Origin of the sequence: Streptomyces sp. NPDC091376, from assembly GCF_044757085.1 — a bacterium.
GTDB classification, from domain to species: Bacteria; Actinomycetota; Actinomycetes; order Streptomycetales; family Streptomycetaceae; genus Streptomyces; species Streptomyces pratisoli.
In genome coordinates this window covers 233191-248247 of record NZ_JBIVUF010000002.1, presented here as the reverse complement: position 1 = coordinate 248247, position 15057 = coordinate 233191, and the positions used below count along the sequence as shown (strand labels likewise).

Genomic DNA, 15057 nt, shown 5'->3' with positions numbered 1-15057 from the left:
GATCTCTGTGCGTCAGATCCCTGTCGACACCAACGCTGCCACCGTGATGGTGGCCCAGCCCCCGCAGCCCAAGGTGAAGGACCGCCGTACCGGCGAGCGCGCGATGGACGCCGAGACCGGTGCCGCGCTGTCGACCGTGGACGTGATGTTCGCGGCGAACGGTGAGGTGGAGATCCTTTCGGTGACCGTGCCCGAGACCGGTATCTCCGGTGATCTGGCCATGGGCACCCCGGTCGCTATCACGGGCTTGATCGCCCGGCCGTGGGAGAACGAGTTCAACGGCCAGCGCCGTCACGGCATCGCGTTCCGCGCGGTCGCCGTCACGTCGCTCGCAGCAGGTGCCACGAAGCCCAAGGCGGCCTGATCATGTCCTGGCTGACCGCCCTCCTGACGCTGGTCGTCGTCACCGCGGGTCTTCTGCGGTGGCGGCGCCCCGCCTGGTACTGGCTGACCATCGGGGTCGTCCTGGCCACGCTGCGGGTCCTGGTCCACTACAGCTCGGTCATGGAAGCGTGCGGGCTGACCGTCCCCCCGCCGCGCTGGCGGCTCGCCATCGCCCGGATGGCCAACCGGCCCGCTCCCGAATCACGCCCGCCGCGCATCCTGCGGCTCCGCCCGACCCGGACCGGCCTCGTCTTACGGCTGGGACTCCGGCCCGGACAGGACGCCTTCGACGTGGCGGCCGCATGCGACCGGCTGCGGCACTCCTTCGCGATGTACGGCGTCACCTCCCGCGAACTGCGCTCGGGGGTCGTCGAGCTGCGGATGACCGGCTACGACGTACTCGCCCGGGTGCAGATGCCCGCCAAGGTCGACAACGCCCCGATGCGCGTCCCCGTCGCCCTGCGCGAGGACGGCGCCGTCCACTACCGCGACTACCGCAGCACCCCGCACGCCCTGACCCTCGGCGCCACGAAGTCCGGCAAGTCCGTCTACCAGCGCAACCTGGTCGCCGAACTCGCCCCGCAGGACGTGGCCTTGGTCGGCATCGACTGCAAACAGGGTGTGGAGCTGTTCCCGCTTGCCCGCCGCTTCTCCGCGCTGGCCGACAACCCCGACACCGCCGCCGATCTCCTCGACGCACTCGTCTCCCACATGGAGGGCGTCTACCAGCTGATCCGGGCTGAACAGCGCATCACCGCGGACGTGCCCGATGCTGAGATCGCCGCCGACATCTGGGATCTCCCGGCCCATCTGCGTCCGACCCCGATCGTCCTGCTCGTCGACGAGGTCGCCGAACTCGCCCTGTCCCCCACCAAGGCGGACGAGCCGCGCCGGGATCGCATCATCACCGCCCTCGTACGCCTCGCCCAGCTCGGCCGTGCTGCCGGCATCTATCTGGAGATCTGCGGGCAGCGCTTCGGCTCCGAGCTCGGCAAGGGCGTCACCATGCTCCGTGCCCAGCTCACCGGCCGGACCGCGCACCGTGTCAACGACGAACCCTCCGCGAACATGGCCTTCGGTGACATCGCACCCGACGCCGTCCTGGCCGCCATTTCCATCCCGACCGAGACCCCCGGCCTCGCCGTCACCGGCGACTCTTCCGGCGGCTGGGCCCGCATCCGCACTCCGCACACCTCGATGCGGCAGGCCGTGAACGCCTGCAATCGGCACGCCCACCGCGCCCCCGTGCTGCCCGGCTTCGCCGCCTTCCGGCCCGAACTGCCGCCCACGGTCTCACTCGTCAAGACCCCGGCTCCGACCGAGGCACCCGCCTCCGTCTGATCCACACGCATCCCGGTCGGCGCGACCGCCTCGCGCCACGTCCCTACCCCCGCCATGCCTGAAACCGGAAGGAACGCTCATGGCCACTCGCAAGCCCCGGCCGAAGAAGTGCCCGGACTGCAAGGGCGTCGGCGAGATCGCCGAAACCGTCCGTGTCGGCTCCGCCCGCAAGCTCCGCGAGACCGCCGACCGGCAGGCCGCGCTCTGCCTGACCTGCTTCGGCTCCGGTGCCGCTCCGACCGCCTGACACCCCAAGAGGAGGTGAAGACATGACCCGCTCACTCCGCGTCGACGCCGTCCTGGTGCAAGCCGTGATTGCCGGGGCCCTGTCCTTCGCCCACCTGCACGACCTCGCCGCCGCTGCCGGGCAGACCGGATGGAAGGCATGGGCCTACCCGGTCAGTGTCGACCTGCTCCTGGTCGCCGCCTGGCGTCGGCTGCGCAACGACGGACCCTCCCGGCTCGCCTGGTGCTGGTTCCTGATCGCCCTGGTCGCCTCGCTCGGCGCGAACGTCGCCACCGCCGGGTTCCTCGACCTCCAGCACCCGCCCGCGTGGCTGCGCTTCGGCATCGCCGGATGGCCCGCGCTCGCCTTCCTCGGCGGCACACTCCTCGCCCACTCACCAGCCGCGGTCGACCACGACCCCGAACCCGACCCCGAGCCTGAACCGGCCGAGAGTGTGCCGGCCGAACCGGCCCCCGCTGCTAAGCCTGCGGCCGTCGAGCTCTCGGAGCCTGCCCCGGCTCTGCCCGCCGCCCCCGAGCCCGCTCCCGAACTGGCTCGCGCCGTTCCGGCGGCGCTGGTCGACCACGCCCGCAAGGTCGCCGCCGATCACCGCGCCCGTACTGGTACGCCGATCGACACCGACACTCTGCGCGCCCGCCTCGGTGTCCCCGCACCGATGGCCGACGCCATCGCCGCCCAACTCACCTGACCAGAAAGGAGAACTCGTCATGCCCGCTCGCGACCACTTCCACTCCGTGATGCGTATCGGCCCGGTGCAGATCGGCACCCACCGCGACCGGCACGGCCGCACCAAGCACGCCGCCGTATGCACCGCCGACCGCTGCGGCTGGTCCGCCGACTACACCAGCCAGTCCGCTGCCCAGCTCGCCGCCCGCACCCACCGCTGCCGCATCACCGACTGACCGGGAGAACACCGCCATGGACGTACCGCTCTGGCTCGCCCTCATCGTCGTCGGCGCCCTCGGCATCAAGCTCATCCGCCCGCCCTGGTGGCTCGTCGCCGTACTCCTCCTCGGCGGCTACCTCCTCGCCGACAGCCTCCTGGCCCCCGGCATCGACACCGCCGTCAAGTAGCTCACGCAGAAGGGAGAACCACCATGCTCCGCCCGAAGATCCCCACCATGCCGACCCCGACCGGCATCGTCACCCCGCCCACCGTCTCGCCGACCACGATCGTCCACCACACCCCGGCACCGGCACCCCTCGCACCGCCGACACCGGCCCGGCCCACGGTCCAGCTCACCCCCGGCACCGCGCTCGCCCTCGTCGGTGGAGGCACCGCCGTGGTCCTGGTCGTCGGCACGGTCCTGGTCTCGATGCTCCTCGCGGTCGCCGTCACCGCCGCCTCGGTCGCGGTCTGCGCCGTCGTGCTCCGCTCGCTGCTCGCCTCCGAGACCAAGCGCCGCTGACCGGCCTCCGGGGCGGTCTCAACCGCCAAGTATCCGCCGCCCCGGAAGCCGTGCCCCTGCCCGAACCAACCGATCCGGAAGGAACACCCATCATGGCCCAGCCCACGACCGCCCCCGTGCGGGTCTGCGCGAACTGCGACGGCTTCCCCACCGTGAGGGTCACCCTCGGCGGCCGCGACCTACGCGGAAACCTCCGCACGATCACGGTTCACTGCCCGGCCTGCCACGGCACCGGCACCCGCCCTGCCCGTCGCCCGGCCTCGTCCCGCATCGAGGTGGCCGCGTGAGCGCCACCGCCACCATGGCGGGCCTGGACCCGGTCATCCTTAGCGACGTGCTGCGGGTGGCCGGGTCCCCCGGCTTCGAGCGCTGGAAGGACCAGGTGCACCGCACCGGCGGCTGCTCCGACCCGATCCACCTCACCGGCTGGACCCTCGCCAAAGACCGCGTGAGCGGCGAGACGCTGCGCCGCTACTCCACCGACACCGAGCCGGACGGACGGCTCCGCGTCGCCTGCGGTAACCGCCGCGCCTCACGCTGCCCTTCCTGCGCCTACACCTACGCGGGCGACACTTACCACCTCATCCGCGCGGGCCTGGCCGGAGACGAGTCCAAGGACATCCCCGCCACCGTCCGCGACCACGCCCGGGTCTTCGCCACCTTCACCGCGCCGTCGTTCGGCCCGGTCCACAACCGCCCCGACCGTGGAGTCTGCCGCTGCGGCACCAGGCACGCCGAGAACGACCCCGCCCTGGGTACCGCCCTGGACCCGGCCACCTACGACTACGCCGGGACGGTCCTGTTCAACAACCACGCGGGCCAGTTGTGGCAGCGCTTCACCACCCGGCTTCGCCGCGAACTCGCCGCCCGCGCCGGACTCACGCAACGTGACCTCAAAGACGCGCTGCGGGTCTCCTACGGCAAGGTCGCCGAGTTCCAGAAGCGCGGCGCGATCCACTTCCACGCCGTGATCCGACTCGACGGCCCGGACGGCCCCGACACGGCCCCGCCGTCCTGGGCCACGGTGCAGCTGCTCACCGACTCCATCCGCGCCGCCATCGCCCACTCCTACACCTCGATTACCGTCCCGGCCGCAGGGGACCAGCCCCGCCGGCCTTTCCGCTGGGGCCGACAGCTCGACATCCGGCCGGTCAAAGCCTTCGGCGACGGCTCCGACATCACCGAACAGGCCGTCGCCTCCTACGTCGCCAAGTACGCCACCAAAGCCGCCGAATCGACCGGCAGCCTCGACCGCCGCATCGGGAACCGGGAAGTCCTCCACCTCCTGGACGTGCCCGACCACCCCCGCCGCCTGATCGAGGCATGCCTCGACCTCGCGCCGCTCTACCCGGACCGGAAGCTGGGCGCCTGGGCTCACATGCTCGGCTTCCGCGGCCACTTCTCCACCAAGTCCCGCCGCTACTCGACCACCCTCGGCGCGCTGCGCCAGATCCGCGCCGACTACCGCGCCGCCCAGGAGCAAGAGGTCCTCGGCGATCCGGACACCGTGCTCGTCCTCGCCTCCTGGGAGTACGCCGGACACGGCCACACCCCGGGCGAATCCGTCCTCGCCGCCACCATCGCCAGAGACCTTCAGCTCAACCGCGAAACCGCCCGCGAGGAATGGGCAGGAGGTGTCACCGATGAGCAGGAACGCTGAGCGGCCGAAGGCTCACAAGGGTGCACCGAAGCGTGAGGTCATGAGTACCGAGGAGTGGATGCGGATGCACCTCCGTCGGGCCCCTGAGAGGGATCAGGAGTGGGTGCGTCGCGTGCTCATCTTGCATGGGAAGGCGTGACCCTCATCGCCAGACGGGTTCGATCAGCCTGGGGTCGAACTTGCGGGCACCTCGTCCGGCTGGGTAGATCATCACGGCTGAGAGGCTGTGGAGTACGACCTCCTGCTGGCGCTCGATCGGGAGATCAAGGAACTCGGCCAACGAGAGGTCGGCTGCTGCCTTCTGGGCTTCTGCTTGCTTCTGCTGCTTGTAGAAGCGGGCCCGTTCCAGCTTGAGTTCGTCGCGCTCCCTCTCCTTCGCGGGGAGGAGCTGCAGGAGGGTGGACACGGTGATCTGCTTGGCCTTCTCGGCCTCCAGCAGCTGGCTGATGTCAGCCACGACCGATTCCAGCTCGGTCTCCCGCGGCCACTGCTGCTCGACGGGCACCCCTCGCACGGCCGCCTTTTCGCGCTGCTCCTCAAGTACCAGTTCCGCGATCAGCTTGTCGACGGGCTCACCCACGCGCCCGACCTTGCCGCACCCGCCATTGACCACCGAGCACTGATACGTGTACCTGGCTGCCTTTGAGTCTGGCTTCCAACGCTGGTTGACCTGTCCCCGAATCTTGGTCTTGCAGAGTCCGCACCGCGCGATGCCTGAGAGCAGATACTTGCGGGCCAGGAGCTTTCCCGGGCGCTGCTGCAGCTTCCGCTCGGCGATGGCTGCACACACTGCCTCCCACTCTGCGACGGTGTTGATCGGCTCCCATTCGCCTTTGATGGGCTCTCCGTTGTCCCCGGTCAGGATCTCGCCGTGGTACGTGCGATACCCGACCAAGCGAGGGTTGGTCAGGATGTGCTCGACGTGGTGGTGCGCCATGCGCTTGGTGCCGGCGCGCGGGTTGCCGAGTCCCTGTTCCCACCAACGCGCACGGATCGTGCCGATGCGGACGCCGGCCAGAATTTCTTGCTGGGCCTCGCGGATCGCTCGCGCGGCATCGGGGTCGACCTTCGTCCGATCGTCCTTGCGCCATCCGTACGGTGAGGGACCGCCGCTGTCCTTGCCCTGCTGGGCCAACTCCAGGTGCTTGCGCTTGATCCGGCGGGACGCGTCATGCGAGGACTTGTTGGCGAAGGCGACCATGATGCGGGCCATGGTCCGGCCGTCCGGCGTTCCGAGGTTCACATCGTTGGTGACCGTTGCGAACTCCAACTTTGGGCGCTCGTCGAAGATCTCGATCAGCCGTTCCAGGTCGCGCGGCTGGCGAGCGAGGCGATCCAGGTCGTAGGCGACGATGCCGTCGATGAGGCCAGCGCGAAGGTCCCTCAGCATCAGCTCGAACTCGTCGCGGACGACGTTCCGCTTGAACGCTGAGACGTCGTTGTCCTCGTAGATCTTCACCGCTTGCCAGGACCGAAGATCGGCTAGGCGCTCGCAGTCCTGCTGCTGCCTGGCCACGCCCAGGGCGTCGCCCTCGTCGTCCCGAGAGATTCGGGTGTAGATCCCCACTTTGCGCGCCACGGTGAACGGGCCTCCCCTGCGTCTCAGAGCAGGACAAGGTTACTACCGTCATAGAGTCAAGTCAGCTTGGAGCGTCGAGAAGCCCGTCGTGCAGCGCAGCGGCCAGGTTCTGGACGCCTGAACCCCTCTCCCGTCCGCAGGCAGCAGAAGGCCCCCGCCGGTCACCGGCGGGAGCCTTCTCGCGTACGGGAGGTACGGGGCGCAGGGGGCGCAGGGGATCAGATCGTGCCGAGCTTGATGATCGCCAGCAGCGCGATCAGCTGGAGCGCCGACGCGCCCAGCGCCTTCGACCAGGGCAGGTCGTGCGACTTGCTCACCATCGAGGTGAACAGCGCACCGGCCGCCAGCCAGGTCAGCCAGCCCACCACCTGCACCAGCGAGTTCTCGCCGCCCAGGAAGAGGGCGAAGACGAGCCGTGGGGCGTCCGTGAGCGACATGATCAGCATGGAGAGGCCGACGGTCGGCTGCCAGGCGCCGTCGCCGCCGAGCTGGCGGGCCAGGGTGTGGGTGACCGCGCCGAGGATCAGGCCGCCGATGACGAAGACCACGCCCGTGATGGCGACGGACATGAGGGCGCTCATGAACGGGGCGTTGAGCGCCTCGTCGCGGGTCTGGTCGAAGCCGAAGGTCGCGAGCAGGCCGTAGAGGAAGGTGACGCCGAGGGCCGGGCCCCAGACCGGATAGTCCCGCATCTGCAGGAACGTCGGGCCGGGGCGCAGCACTATGCCGCTCAGCAGCTGCTTCCAGTGCAGGCGTGGGCCCGCGGGGGCGGGGGCGGTGCCTGTGCGGTACATGGAGCCGTCGCCGTACGGGTCGTCGCCGACGGTGAAGGCCTGGGTGTGGCCGGGGTTGTTGGCGTACGGGTCACCCGGCGCGTACCCACCCGGGGGCTGCTGCGGGTGCTGCTGGTGGTGGTACGGGTCGCCGAAGTACTCCGGCTCGCCGTGCGCGTGCGGTGCCTGCTGCCCCGGGGGGTACGAAGGCGTCGCCTGACCACCCCCGTACGGGCCGTACGACTGTCCGTACGGCGGGGGCGCCTGCTGCGGTTGTTGTTGCGGGGTGCGGTTGTTGTCCCGGCCGCGTCCGATCCTGAATCCAGCCACGCAATCGAACGTACCCGGTCGTGCTGTGTCCGGCGCCCTCGGTCCGGGAACAGGAGGGCCTTTGCTGCCGACCTGTGACATCCCCTAAGGGATCTCCAGGAAGATCGACGTGCTGAAGGTGATCAAGGGGCGGATACGGTCCCCACCGCCCGTGCCCGCTCCCGAGTAGACCGCGATGACGTCCGCGCTCTCGCCCCTGTGCGTGCGCGTCACGGTGTCGGCGCGCTTGTCGCCGTCGAAGTCCGCGTACCGCAGCAGCTCGGTGACCGGTCCGGTCTCGCCGGCCGGGAGCGGCGGCGCGGGCGGCAGGGGGACGGCCTTGAAGGTGTACGTGCCGCCGGGGCGTCCCGGGCCGTCGGGGCCGCCCCGCAGGAGCCTGCCGCTCGCCGCGGTGCCGGGCGTGAGGGCGCGGGTGGCGTGGACGAGGTCGTCGTAGCCGTCGCCGTCCGCGTCGGCCCGGGGGGACGGGGCGGCCAGTACCGGGCCCGCGCCCTGGACCGGGGCCCCGGCGGCGCGGGGGGCTCCGGTGCGGGCGAAGGGGCCGCGCAGGAAGCTGACCCGGCCGCCGCTCGCGGTCACGGCGAGGTCCTGGGCGCCGTCACCGTCGTGGTCGCCGCACACCGGGTGGTCGGGCCACTCGTTGCCGTACCTGGCCTGCTCGGGGATCCGCAGGACGACCGCCTTGCCGGTGAGGCCGTCGGGACCGCCGAAGAGCAGCTGGAGGGGGACGGGGGGCCGCCCGATGCCGTCGTACGGGGGGTCGGTGGTGACGACGAGATCGCTGAAGCCGTCCTTGTCGAGGTCGCAGGCCGCCGCGGCGTCGAAGGCGGAGGGGAGGGCGCCGGCGACGCGTGCGCCGTTCGCCCGCGGGGTCAGGAGCCGGCGTACGGAGGGGGCAAGGGAGCCGGTCGCGGTGCCGTAGACGATGCCTATGCCCGCGTCGTCGTCATGGCCGGCGCCCGGAGCCTTGACCAGGTCGTTGAGGACGAGGTCGCGACGGCCGTCCCCGTTGAAGTCCTCCGGGACCCGGCTGCCGTCGCCGCGGGGTACGGGGAGGGCGCGCGGCGCGGCCTTGCCCGCCAGGGCGGAGGTGCCGGGTGTGGGGCGGTCGGGCGTGGGCGTGGAGTCCCCGATGAGCCCGCAGCCCGCCAGCGGGGCCAGCAGCAGCGCGGCCAAGCAGACGGGCGCGGCTGTGCGCAGTCGACGCATCACCGGCGGCACCCACCCCATCCGTCTCTCGGCCCTGTCCGTCTCTCTGCGGCCCCGTGCATCGGCCCGTCCATCGGCCCCACCCGTCTCCCGGGCCGCCCGAGAGCGTCTCCGGGGCCCGTCCCGTCGCTCCGGAACCAGCCGCCTCATCATGCTCTTGTCAGACGCACCGGCCAATGGCCGGGCACTGAGTAATGGGCCACTCGGAGAAGATCGGCGAAGATCGGCGGAGATCGGCAGAGATAGGCACGAGGCGCACGGAGGCGCATGGCGACGCACCACCGAGGCGGCGTGGGACCTACGGAAGCGCAGAGGGCCGCACGGGAACGCGTGGGGCCGGTGATGACAGAAGCGGCCGGTCCTGCCCCCGAGGCAGGTCCGGCCGCTTGCTGCTTGTCTATCCAGACGGCGGAGTCACTTCACCGGTTCCGGCTCCGGTGCGTCCGCCGTCGCCGTCTCACCCGCGTCGCCGGGGTCCGCCGGCGTCTTCACGGAGTCGAGCAGCAGCTGGGCGACGTCCACGACCTGGAGGGACTCCTTGGCCTTGCCCTCGCCCTTCTTGCCGTTGACCGAGTCGGAGAGCATCACGAGGCAGAACGGGCAGGCGGTGGACACGATGTCCGGGTTCAGCGACAGCGCCTCGTCCACCCGCTCGGTGTTGATGCGCTTGCCGATCCGCTCCTCCATCCACATGCGGGCACCACCGGCGCCGCAGCAGAAGCCGCGCTCCTTGTGGCGGTGCATCTCCTGCTGGCGCAGGCCCGGGACCTTGTCCATGATCTCGCGCGGCGGCGTGTAGACCTTGTTGTGGCGGCCCAGGTAGCAGGGGTCGTGGTACGTGATCAGACCCTCGACCGGCGTGACCGGGATCAGCCTGCCCTCGTCGATGAGGTGCTGGAGCAGCTGGGTGTGGTGGATGACCTCGTACTCGCCGCCGAGCTGCGGGTACTCGTTCGCGATGGTGTTGAAGCAGTGCGGGCAGGTCGCGACGATCTTCTTGGAAGCCTTCGGCTTCCTTGTCGACTCGTCCTCGTCGTCCTCGCCGAACGCCATGTTCAGCATCGCGACGTTCTCCTGGCCGAGCTGCTGGAACAGCGGCTCGTTGCCCAGGCGGCGGGCGGAGTCACCGGTGCACTTCTCGTCGCCGCCCATGATCGCGAACTTGACGCCCGCCGTGTGCAGCAGCTCCGCGAAGGCCTTGGTGGTCTTCTTGGCCCGGTCCTCCAGGGCGCCGGCGCAGCCGACCCAGTACAGGTAGTCGACCTCGCTGAGGTCCTCGACGTCCTTGCCGACGACCGGGACCTCGAAGTCGACCTCCTTGGTCCACTCCAGGCGCTGCTTCTTCGCCAGGCCCCAGGGGTTGCCCTTCTTCTCCAGGTTCTTGAGCATCGTGCCCGCCTCCGACGGGAACGAGGACTCGATCATGACCTGGTAGCGGCGCATGTCGACGATGTGGTCGATGTGCTCGATGTCGACCGGGCACTGCTCCACGCACGCACCGCAGGTGGTGCAGGACCACAGGACGTCCGGGTCGATGACGCCGTTCTCCTCGGCGGTGCCGATCAGCGGGCGCTCGGCCTCCGCCAGAGCCGCCGCGGGCACGCCGGCGAGCTGCTCCTCGGAGGCCTTCTCCTCGCCCTCCATGGTCTTGCCGCCGCCGGCCAGCAGGTACGGGGCCTTGGCGTGCGCGTGGTCGCGCAGCGACATGATGAGGAGCTTCGGCGAGAGCGGCTTCCCGGTGTTCCAGGCGGGGCACTGCGACTGGCAGCGGCCGCACTCCGTGCACGTCGAGAAGTCGAGGATGCCCTTCCAGGAGAACTGCTCGACCTGGCTGACGCCGAAGACGTCGTCCTCGCCCGGGTCCTCGAAGTCGATCTCCTTGCCGCCGCTCGTCATCGGCTGGAGGGCGCCGAGCGCGGTCGCTCCGTCGGCGTTGCGCTTGAACCAGATGTTCGGGAAGCCGAGGAAGCGGTGCCAGGCGACACCCATGTTGGTGTTGAGCGAGACCGTGATCATCCAGATCAGCGACGTGCCGATCTTGATCATCGCGACGAGGTAGACCAGCGTCTGGAGGGTCGGGACGCTGAGCCCCTTGAAGGCCAGGACCAGCGGGTACGAGGCGAAGTACGCCGCCTCGTAGTGGTCCACGTGGTGGAGCGCGCCTTCCAGGCCGCGCAGCACGTAGATCGCCAGGCCGATGGTGAGGATGACGTACTCGACGAAGTACGCCTGCCAGGCCTTGGAGCCCGCGAACCGCGACTTTCGGCCGGCGCGCGAGGGCAGGTTCAGCAGCCGGATCGCCATCAGGACGACGATGCCGAGGATCGTCATCACGCCGATGAACTCGATGTACATCTCGAACGGCAGGAAGCCGCCCAGGATGGGCAGGGTCCAGTCGGCCTGGAAGAGCTGGCCGTAGGCCTGTGCGAGCGTCGGAGGCAGCGTCAGGAAGCCGATCGCGACGAACCAGTGGGCGAAGCCCACGATGCCCCACCGGTTCATCCGGGTGTGGCCGAGGAACTCCTTGACCAGGGTGACCGTGCGGGCCTTGGGGTCGTCGGTGCGACTGCCCGCGGGCACGGGCTGACCGAGCTTCACGAACCGGTAGATCTGCGCGACGGCGCGGGCGATGAGCGCAACGCCGACCACGGTCAGGACCAGCGACACGATGATCGCGGCGAGTTGCATGGAAGGCTCCTCGGGCCTGCGATGGATCAGGTGGTGAATCAGCACTTACTAAGCGGTAACTTATCCAGTCCGTGCTGAGAGTACCCACTTATTCCGTCGCACTGTAGCCAGGCAGGCGGTGATCTGCGTCGCTCAGGTGACCCTCAGTGCGAGGTGCACGCAGGGCCGGAATCGTGCGCAGCAGGACGGCCAGATCCAGCCCGATCCAATGGTGCTCCACGTAATCCTGGTCGAGCAGCTCGGGCTCGTCCCAGGGGAGCGACGAATGCCTGCGCAGCTGTGCCGGGCCGGTCAGTCCCGGTCGTACGGTCTGCCGCCAGGGTACGGCCGCGCGCGGGTCGTCGGGCGCCAGGGCGGCGGGGCCGACGAGGGACATCTCACCCCGCAGGACATGAGGCAGCCTGGAGAGCAGGTCCAGCCGCCAGCGCCGGGTGCGCAGGGATCGGACGGTGAACGGATAGCCGTGCAGTCCGGTCTTGAGTTCGCGTACGAAGACGCCGCCGGGCGGGCGTCCGAGCGCCGTGGAGCAGGCGGCCGCGGCCAGCAGGGGGGCGGCGATCAGCAGTAGGAGTGTGCCGAGGGTCAGATCGAGAAGGCGCTTGGGCTGCACGGAGTGCACGGCTCTCACCTGACCGTTCTGTCGGTTCTGTATCGATTGCTGCTGTTTTCTGTCCACTGCGTCGCGTCTGTGAACCTTTCGCGTGCTTTGCAGAACGATGGCACGGTGGAAGCGGGCGAGGGCGCAGGCCGCGCCGGGCCGCGCTCGCAGGGGTGCGCGCACCATAGTTGAGTCGCCTCGACTCAGGTCTGTTGACTCTGTGGGACGGGTGGTGCATCCTTGAGCGAGTTCCGCTCAAGTTCACTGGAGGAATCGAAATGGCACGTGCGGTCGGCATCGACCTGGGCACGACTAACTCCGTCGTCAGCGTTCTGGAGGGCGGTGAGCCCACCGTCATCACCAACGCCGAGGGCGCCAGGACCACGCCGTCCGTCGTCGCCTTCGCCAAGAACGGTGAGGTGCTCGTCGGAGAGGTCGCGAAGCGTCAGGCGGTCACGAACGTCGACCGGACCATCCGGTCCGTGAAGCGTCACATGGGTACCGACTGGAAGATCGAGCTGGACGGGAAGACCTTCAACCCCCAGCAGATGTCCGCCTTCATCCTGCAGAAGCTGAAGCGGGACGCCGAGTCCTACCTCGGCGAGAAGGTCACGGACGCGGTGATCACCGTCCCGGCGTACTTCAACGACTCGGAGCGCCAGGCCACCAAGGAGGCCGGCGAGATCGCGGGACTGAACGTCCTGCGCATCGTCAACGAGCCGACGGCCGCCGCTCTGGCGTACGGCCTCGACAAGGACGACCAGACGATCCTCGTCTTCGACCTCGGTGGCGGCACCTTCGACGTCTCGCTGCTGGAGATCGGCGACGGCGTCGTCGAGGTGAAGGCCACCAACGGTGACAACCACCTCGGTGGTGACGACTGGGACCAGCGCGTCGTCGACTACCTGGTGAAGCAGTTCGCCAACGGTCACGGCGTGGACCTGTCGAAGGACAAGATGGCTCTCCAGCGTCTGCGCGAGGCCGCGGAGAAGGCGAAGATCGAGCTGTCGTCCTCGACCGAGACGACGATCAACCTGCCGTACATCACGGCGTCCGCCGAGGGCCCGCTGCACCTGGACGAGAAGCTCACGCGCGCCCAGTTCCAGCAGCTGACCTCGGACCTGCTGGACCGCTGCAAGACCCCGTTCCACAACGTCATCAAGGACGCGGGCATCCAGCTCTCCGAGATCGACCACGTCGTTCTCGTCGGTGGCTCCACCCGTATGCCGGCCGTCGCCGAGCTCGTCAAGGAGCTGACCGGCGGCAAGGAGGCCAACAAGGGTGTGAACCCGGACGAGGTCGTCGCCATCGGCGCCACGCTCCAGGCCGGTGTCCTCAAGGGTGAGGTCAAGGACGTCCTGCTCCTCGACGTGACCCCGCTGTCCCTCGGTATCGAGACCAAGGGCGGCATCATGACCAAGCTCATCGAGCGCAACACGACGATCCCGACGAAGCGCTCGGAGATCTTCACGACGGCCGAGGACAACCAGCCGTCCGTGCAGATCCAGGTCTACCAGGGCGAGCGCGAGATCGCGGCGTACAACAAGAAGCTCGGCATGTTCGAGCTGACGGGCCTTCCGCCGGCCCCGCGCGGCGTCCCGCAGATCGAGGTCTCCTTCGACATCGACGCCAACGGCATCATGCACGTGACCGCGAAGGACCTGGGCACGGGCAAGGAGCAGAAGATGACCGTCACCGGCGGCTCCTCGCTCGCCAAGGACGAGGTCGACCGGATGCGTCAGGAGGCCGAGCAGTACGCGGAGGAGGACCACCGCCGCCGCGAGGCCGCCGAGACCCGCAACCAGGCCGAGCAGCTCGTCTACCAGACGGACAAGTTCCTCAAGGACAACGAGGACAAGGTCCCCGGCGACGTCAAGACCGAGGTCGAGACGGCGGTGACCGAGCTCAAGGAGAAGCTGAAGGGCGAGGACACCGCGGAGATCCGCACCGCCACCGAGAAGGTCGCGGCCGTCTCCCAGAAGCTCGGCCAGGCCATGTACGCCGACGCCCAGGCCCAGCAGGCCGCGGGCGGCGACGGTGACGCCGGTGCCTCGCAGGCGAAGGCCGACGACGACGTCGTCGACGCCGAGATCGTCGACGACGAGAAGCCGAACGACACGAAGGGCGGCGCTGCCTGATGACGGAGGAGACCCCGGGTTTCGAGGAGAAGCCCGACGTCCCCTCCGGCGCCACTCCCGACGAAGCGGCGCAGGCCGCCTCCCCCTCCGCGGAGGAGGGGGCGGCCCCGGCCGGGGACGCAGCACAGAACGCGGTTCAGGCCGGCCTGACGGCCCAGCTGGACCAGGTCCGCACCGCGCTCAACGAGCGCACGCTGGACCTCCAGCGGCTGCAGGCCGAGTACCAGAACTACCGTCGTCGCGTGGAGCGGGACCGGATCACGGTCAAGGAGATCGCCGTCGCGCAGCTCCTGACCGAGCTCCTGCCCATCCTCGACGACATCGGCCGGGCCCGTGAGCACGGCGAACTGGTGGGCGGCTTCAAGTCGGTGGCCGAATCGCTGGAGACGGTCGCCGCCAAGATGGGTCTGCAGCAGTTCGGCAAGGAGGGCGAGCCCTTCGACCCGACGATCCACGAAGCCCTGATGCACAGCTACGCGCCGGACGTCACGGAGACGACCTGCGTGGCGATCCTGCAGCCGGGCTACCGGATCGGCGAGCGGACCATCCGCCCCGCGCGCGTCGCGGTGGCCGAGCCCCAGCCAGGGGCCCAGCCGAAGGACCAGGCGGAGCAGGCCACGGACGAGGAGAGCGGTGGCCCGGACGAGGGCTGACGCAGGGACCGGTGCGGTGACCGGCGCAGTGACGTACGGGAAGGAGGG

General features: G+C 69.7%; 16 protein-coding genes. 11 read left to right on the top strand and 5 right to left on the bottom strand.

Annotation, left to right across the window (positions count from 1 at the left end; translation table 11 throughout):
* Positions 1-7 precede the first annotated feature (7 nt).
* The 9 genes from ACIQMR_RS05370 (at position 8) to repSA (ending at position 5041) form a co-directional block, all read left to right on the top strand.
* Positions 8-364, top strand: coding sequence for a hypothetical protein (locus ACIQMR_RS05370; protein ID WP_401383133.1), 357 nt, complete (start codon positions 8-10; stop codon positions 362-364).
* Positions 365-366: 2 nt separating this feature from the next.
* Entirely contained in the window at positions 367-1725 is a 1359-nt protein-coding gene (locus ACIQMR_RS05365) for an FtsK/SpoIIIE domain-containing protein (RefSeq protein ID WP_401383131.1), read from the top strand.
* A 79-nt stretch (positions 1726-1804) separates the two neighbouring features.
* Complete coding sequence (locus ACIQMR_RS05360; RefSeq protein WP_401383129.1) at positions 1805-1972, top strand: hypothetical protein; 168 nt, start codon at positions 1805-1807, stop codon at positions 1970-1972.
* Positions 1973-1994: 22 nt separating this feature from the next.
* Positions 1995-2660, top strand: coding sequence for a DUF2637 domain-containing protein (locus ACIQMR_RS05355; protein WP_401383126.1), 666 nt, complete (start codon positions 1995-1997; stop codon positions 2658-2660).
* Between the two features lie 19 nt (positions 2661-2679).
* Positions 2680-2874, top strand: a complete 195-nt coding sequence (locus ACIQMR_RS05350) for a mobile element transfer protein (protein ID WP_401383124.1) — start codon at positions 2680-2682, stop codon at positions 2872-2874.
* A 16-nt stretch (positions 2875-2890) separates the two neighbouring features.
* Complete coding sequence (locus ACIQMR_RS05345) at positions 2891-3046, top strand: hypothetical protein (RefSeq protein ID WP_401383121.1); 156 nt, start codon at positions 2891-2893, stop codon at positions 3044-3046.
* Positions 3047-3069: 23 nt separating this feature from the next.
* Positions 3070-3381 (top strand): SpdD-like protein, encoded by a 312-nt coding sequence (locus ACIQMR_RS05340; RefSeq protein WP_401383119.1) that lies wholly within the window; start codon positions 3070-3072, stop codon positions 3379-3381.
* A gap of 92 nt (positions 3382-3473) precedes the next feature.
* On the top strand, positions 3474-3668 hold the full coding sequence (locus tag ACIQMR_RS05335) for a hypothetical protein (RefSeq protein ID WP_401383117.1): 195 nt from the start codon (positions 3474-3476) through the stop codon (positions 3666-3668).
* Positions 3669-3682: 14 nt separating this feature from the next.
* Entirely contained in the window at positions 3683-5041 is a 1359-nt protein-coding gene (repSA, locus tag ACIQMR_RS05330; protein ID WP_401384073.1) for a replication initiator protein RepSA, read from the top strand.
* Between the two features lie 142 nt (positions 5042-5183).
* Here the strand turns inward: repSA and ACIQMR_RS05325 are convergent, their stop codons facing one another.
* The 5 genes from ACIQMR_RS05325 to ACIQMR_RS05305 all read right to left on the bottom strand — a co-directional run bounded on the left by ACIQMR_RS05325 (position 5184) and on the right by ACIQMR_RS05305 (position 12239).
* Complete coding sequence (locus tag ACIQMR_RS05325) at positions 5184-6620, bottom strand: recombinase family protein (protein ID WP_401383115.1); 1437 nt, start codon at positions 6618-6620, stop codon at positions 5184-5186.
* 218 nt (positions 6621-6838) lie between these two features.
* On the bottom strand, positions 6839-7723 hold the full coding sequence (locus ACIQMR_RS05320) for a Yip1 family protein (protein WP_401383112.1): 885 nt from the start codon (positions 7721-7723) through the stop codon (positions 6839-6841).
* Positions 7724-7807: 84 nt separating this feature from the next.
* Complete coding sequence (locus tag ACIQMR_RS05315) at positions 7808-8932, bottom strand: FG-GAP repeat domain-containing protein (RefSeq protein WP_401384072.1); 1125 nt, start codon at positions 8930-8932, stop codon at positions 7808-7810.
* A 414-nt stretch (positions 8933-9346) separates the two neighbouring features.
* Positions 9347-11620, bottom strand: a complete 2274-nt coding sequence (locus ACIQMR_RS05310) for a heterodisulfide reductase-related iron-sulfur binding cluster (protein WP_401383109.1) — start codon at positions 11618-11620, stop codon at positions 9347-9349.
* A gap of 88 nt (positions 11621-11708) precedes the next feature.
* The gene (locus ACIQMR_RS05305; RefSeq protein ID WP_401383107.1) at positions 11709-12239 is read right to left on the bottom strand and encodes a sugar transferase; all 531 of its coding nucleotides are present in this window, start codon (positions 12237-12239) and stop codon (positions 11709-11711) included.
* 257 nt (positions 12240-12496) lie between these two features.
* Between ACIQMR_RS05305 and dnaK the strand changes: the two genes are divergently transcribed.
* Both dnaK and grpE read left to right on the top strand, forming a co-directional pair.
* Positions 12497-14356 (top strand): molecular chaperone DnaK, encoded by a 1860-nt coding sequence (gene dnaK / locus ACIQMR_RS05300; RefSeq protein ID WP_401383105.1) that lies wholly within the window; start codon positions 12497-12499, stop codon positions 14354-14356.
* Positions 14356-15009, top strand: coding sequence for a nucleotide exchange factor GrpE (gene grpE, locus ACIQMR_RS05295; RefSeq protein WP_266380972.1), 654 nt, complete (start codon positions 14356-14358; stop codon positions 15007-15009). The genes dnaK and grpE overlap by 1 nt, the downstream gene beginning before the upstream one ends.
* Positions 15010-15057: the final 48 nt, after the last annotated feature.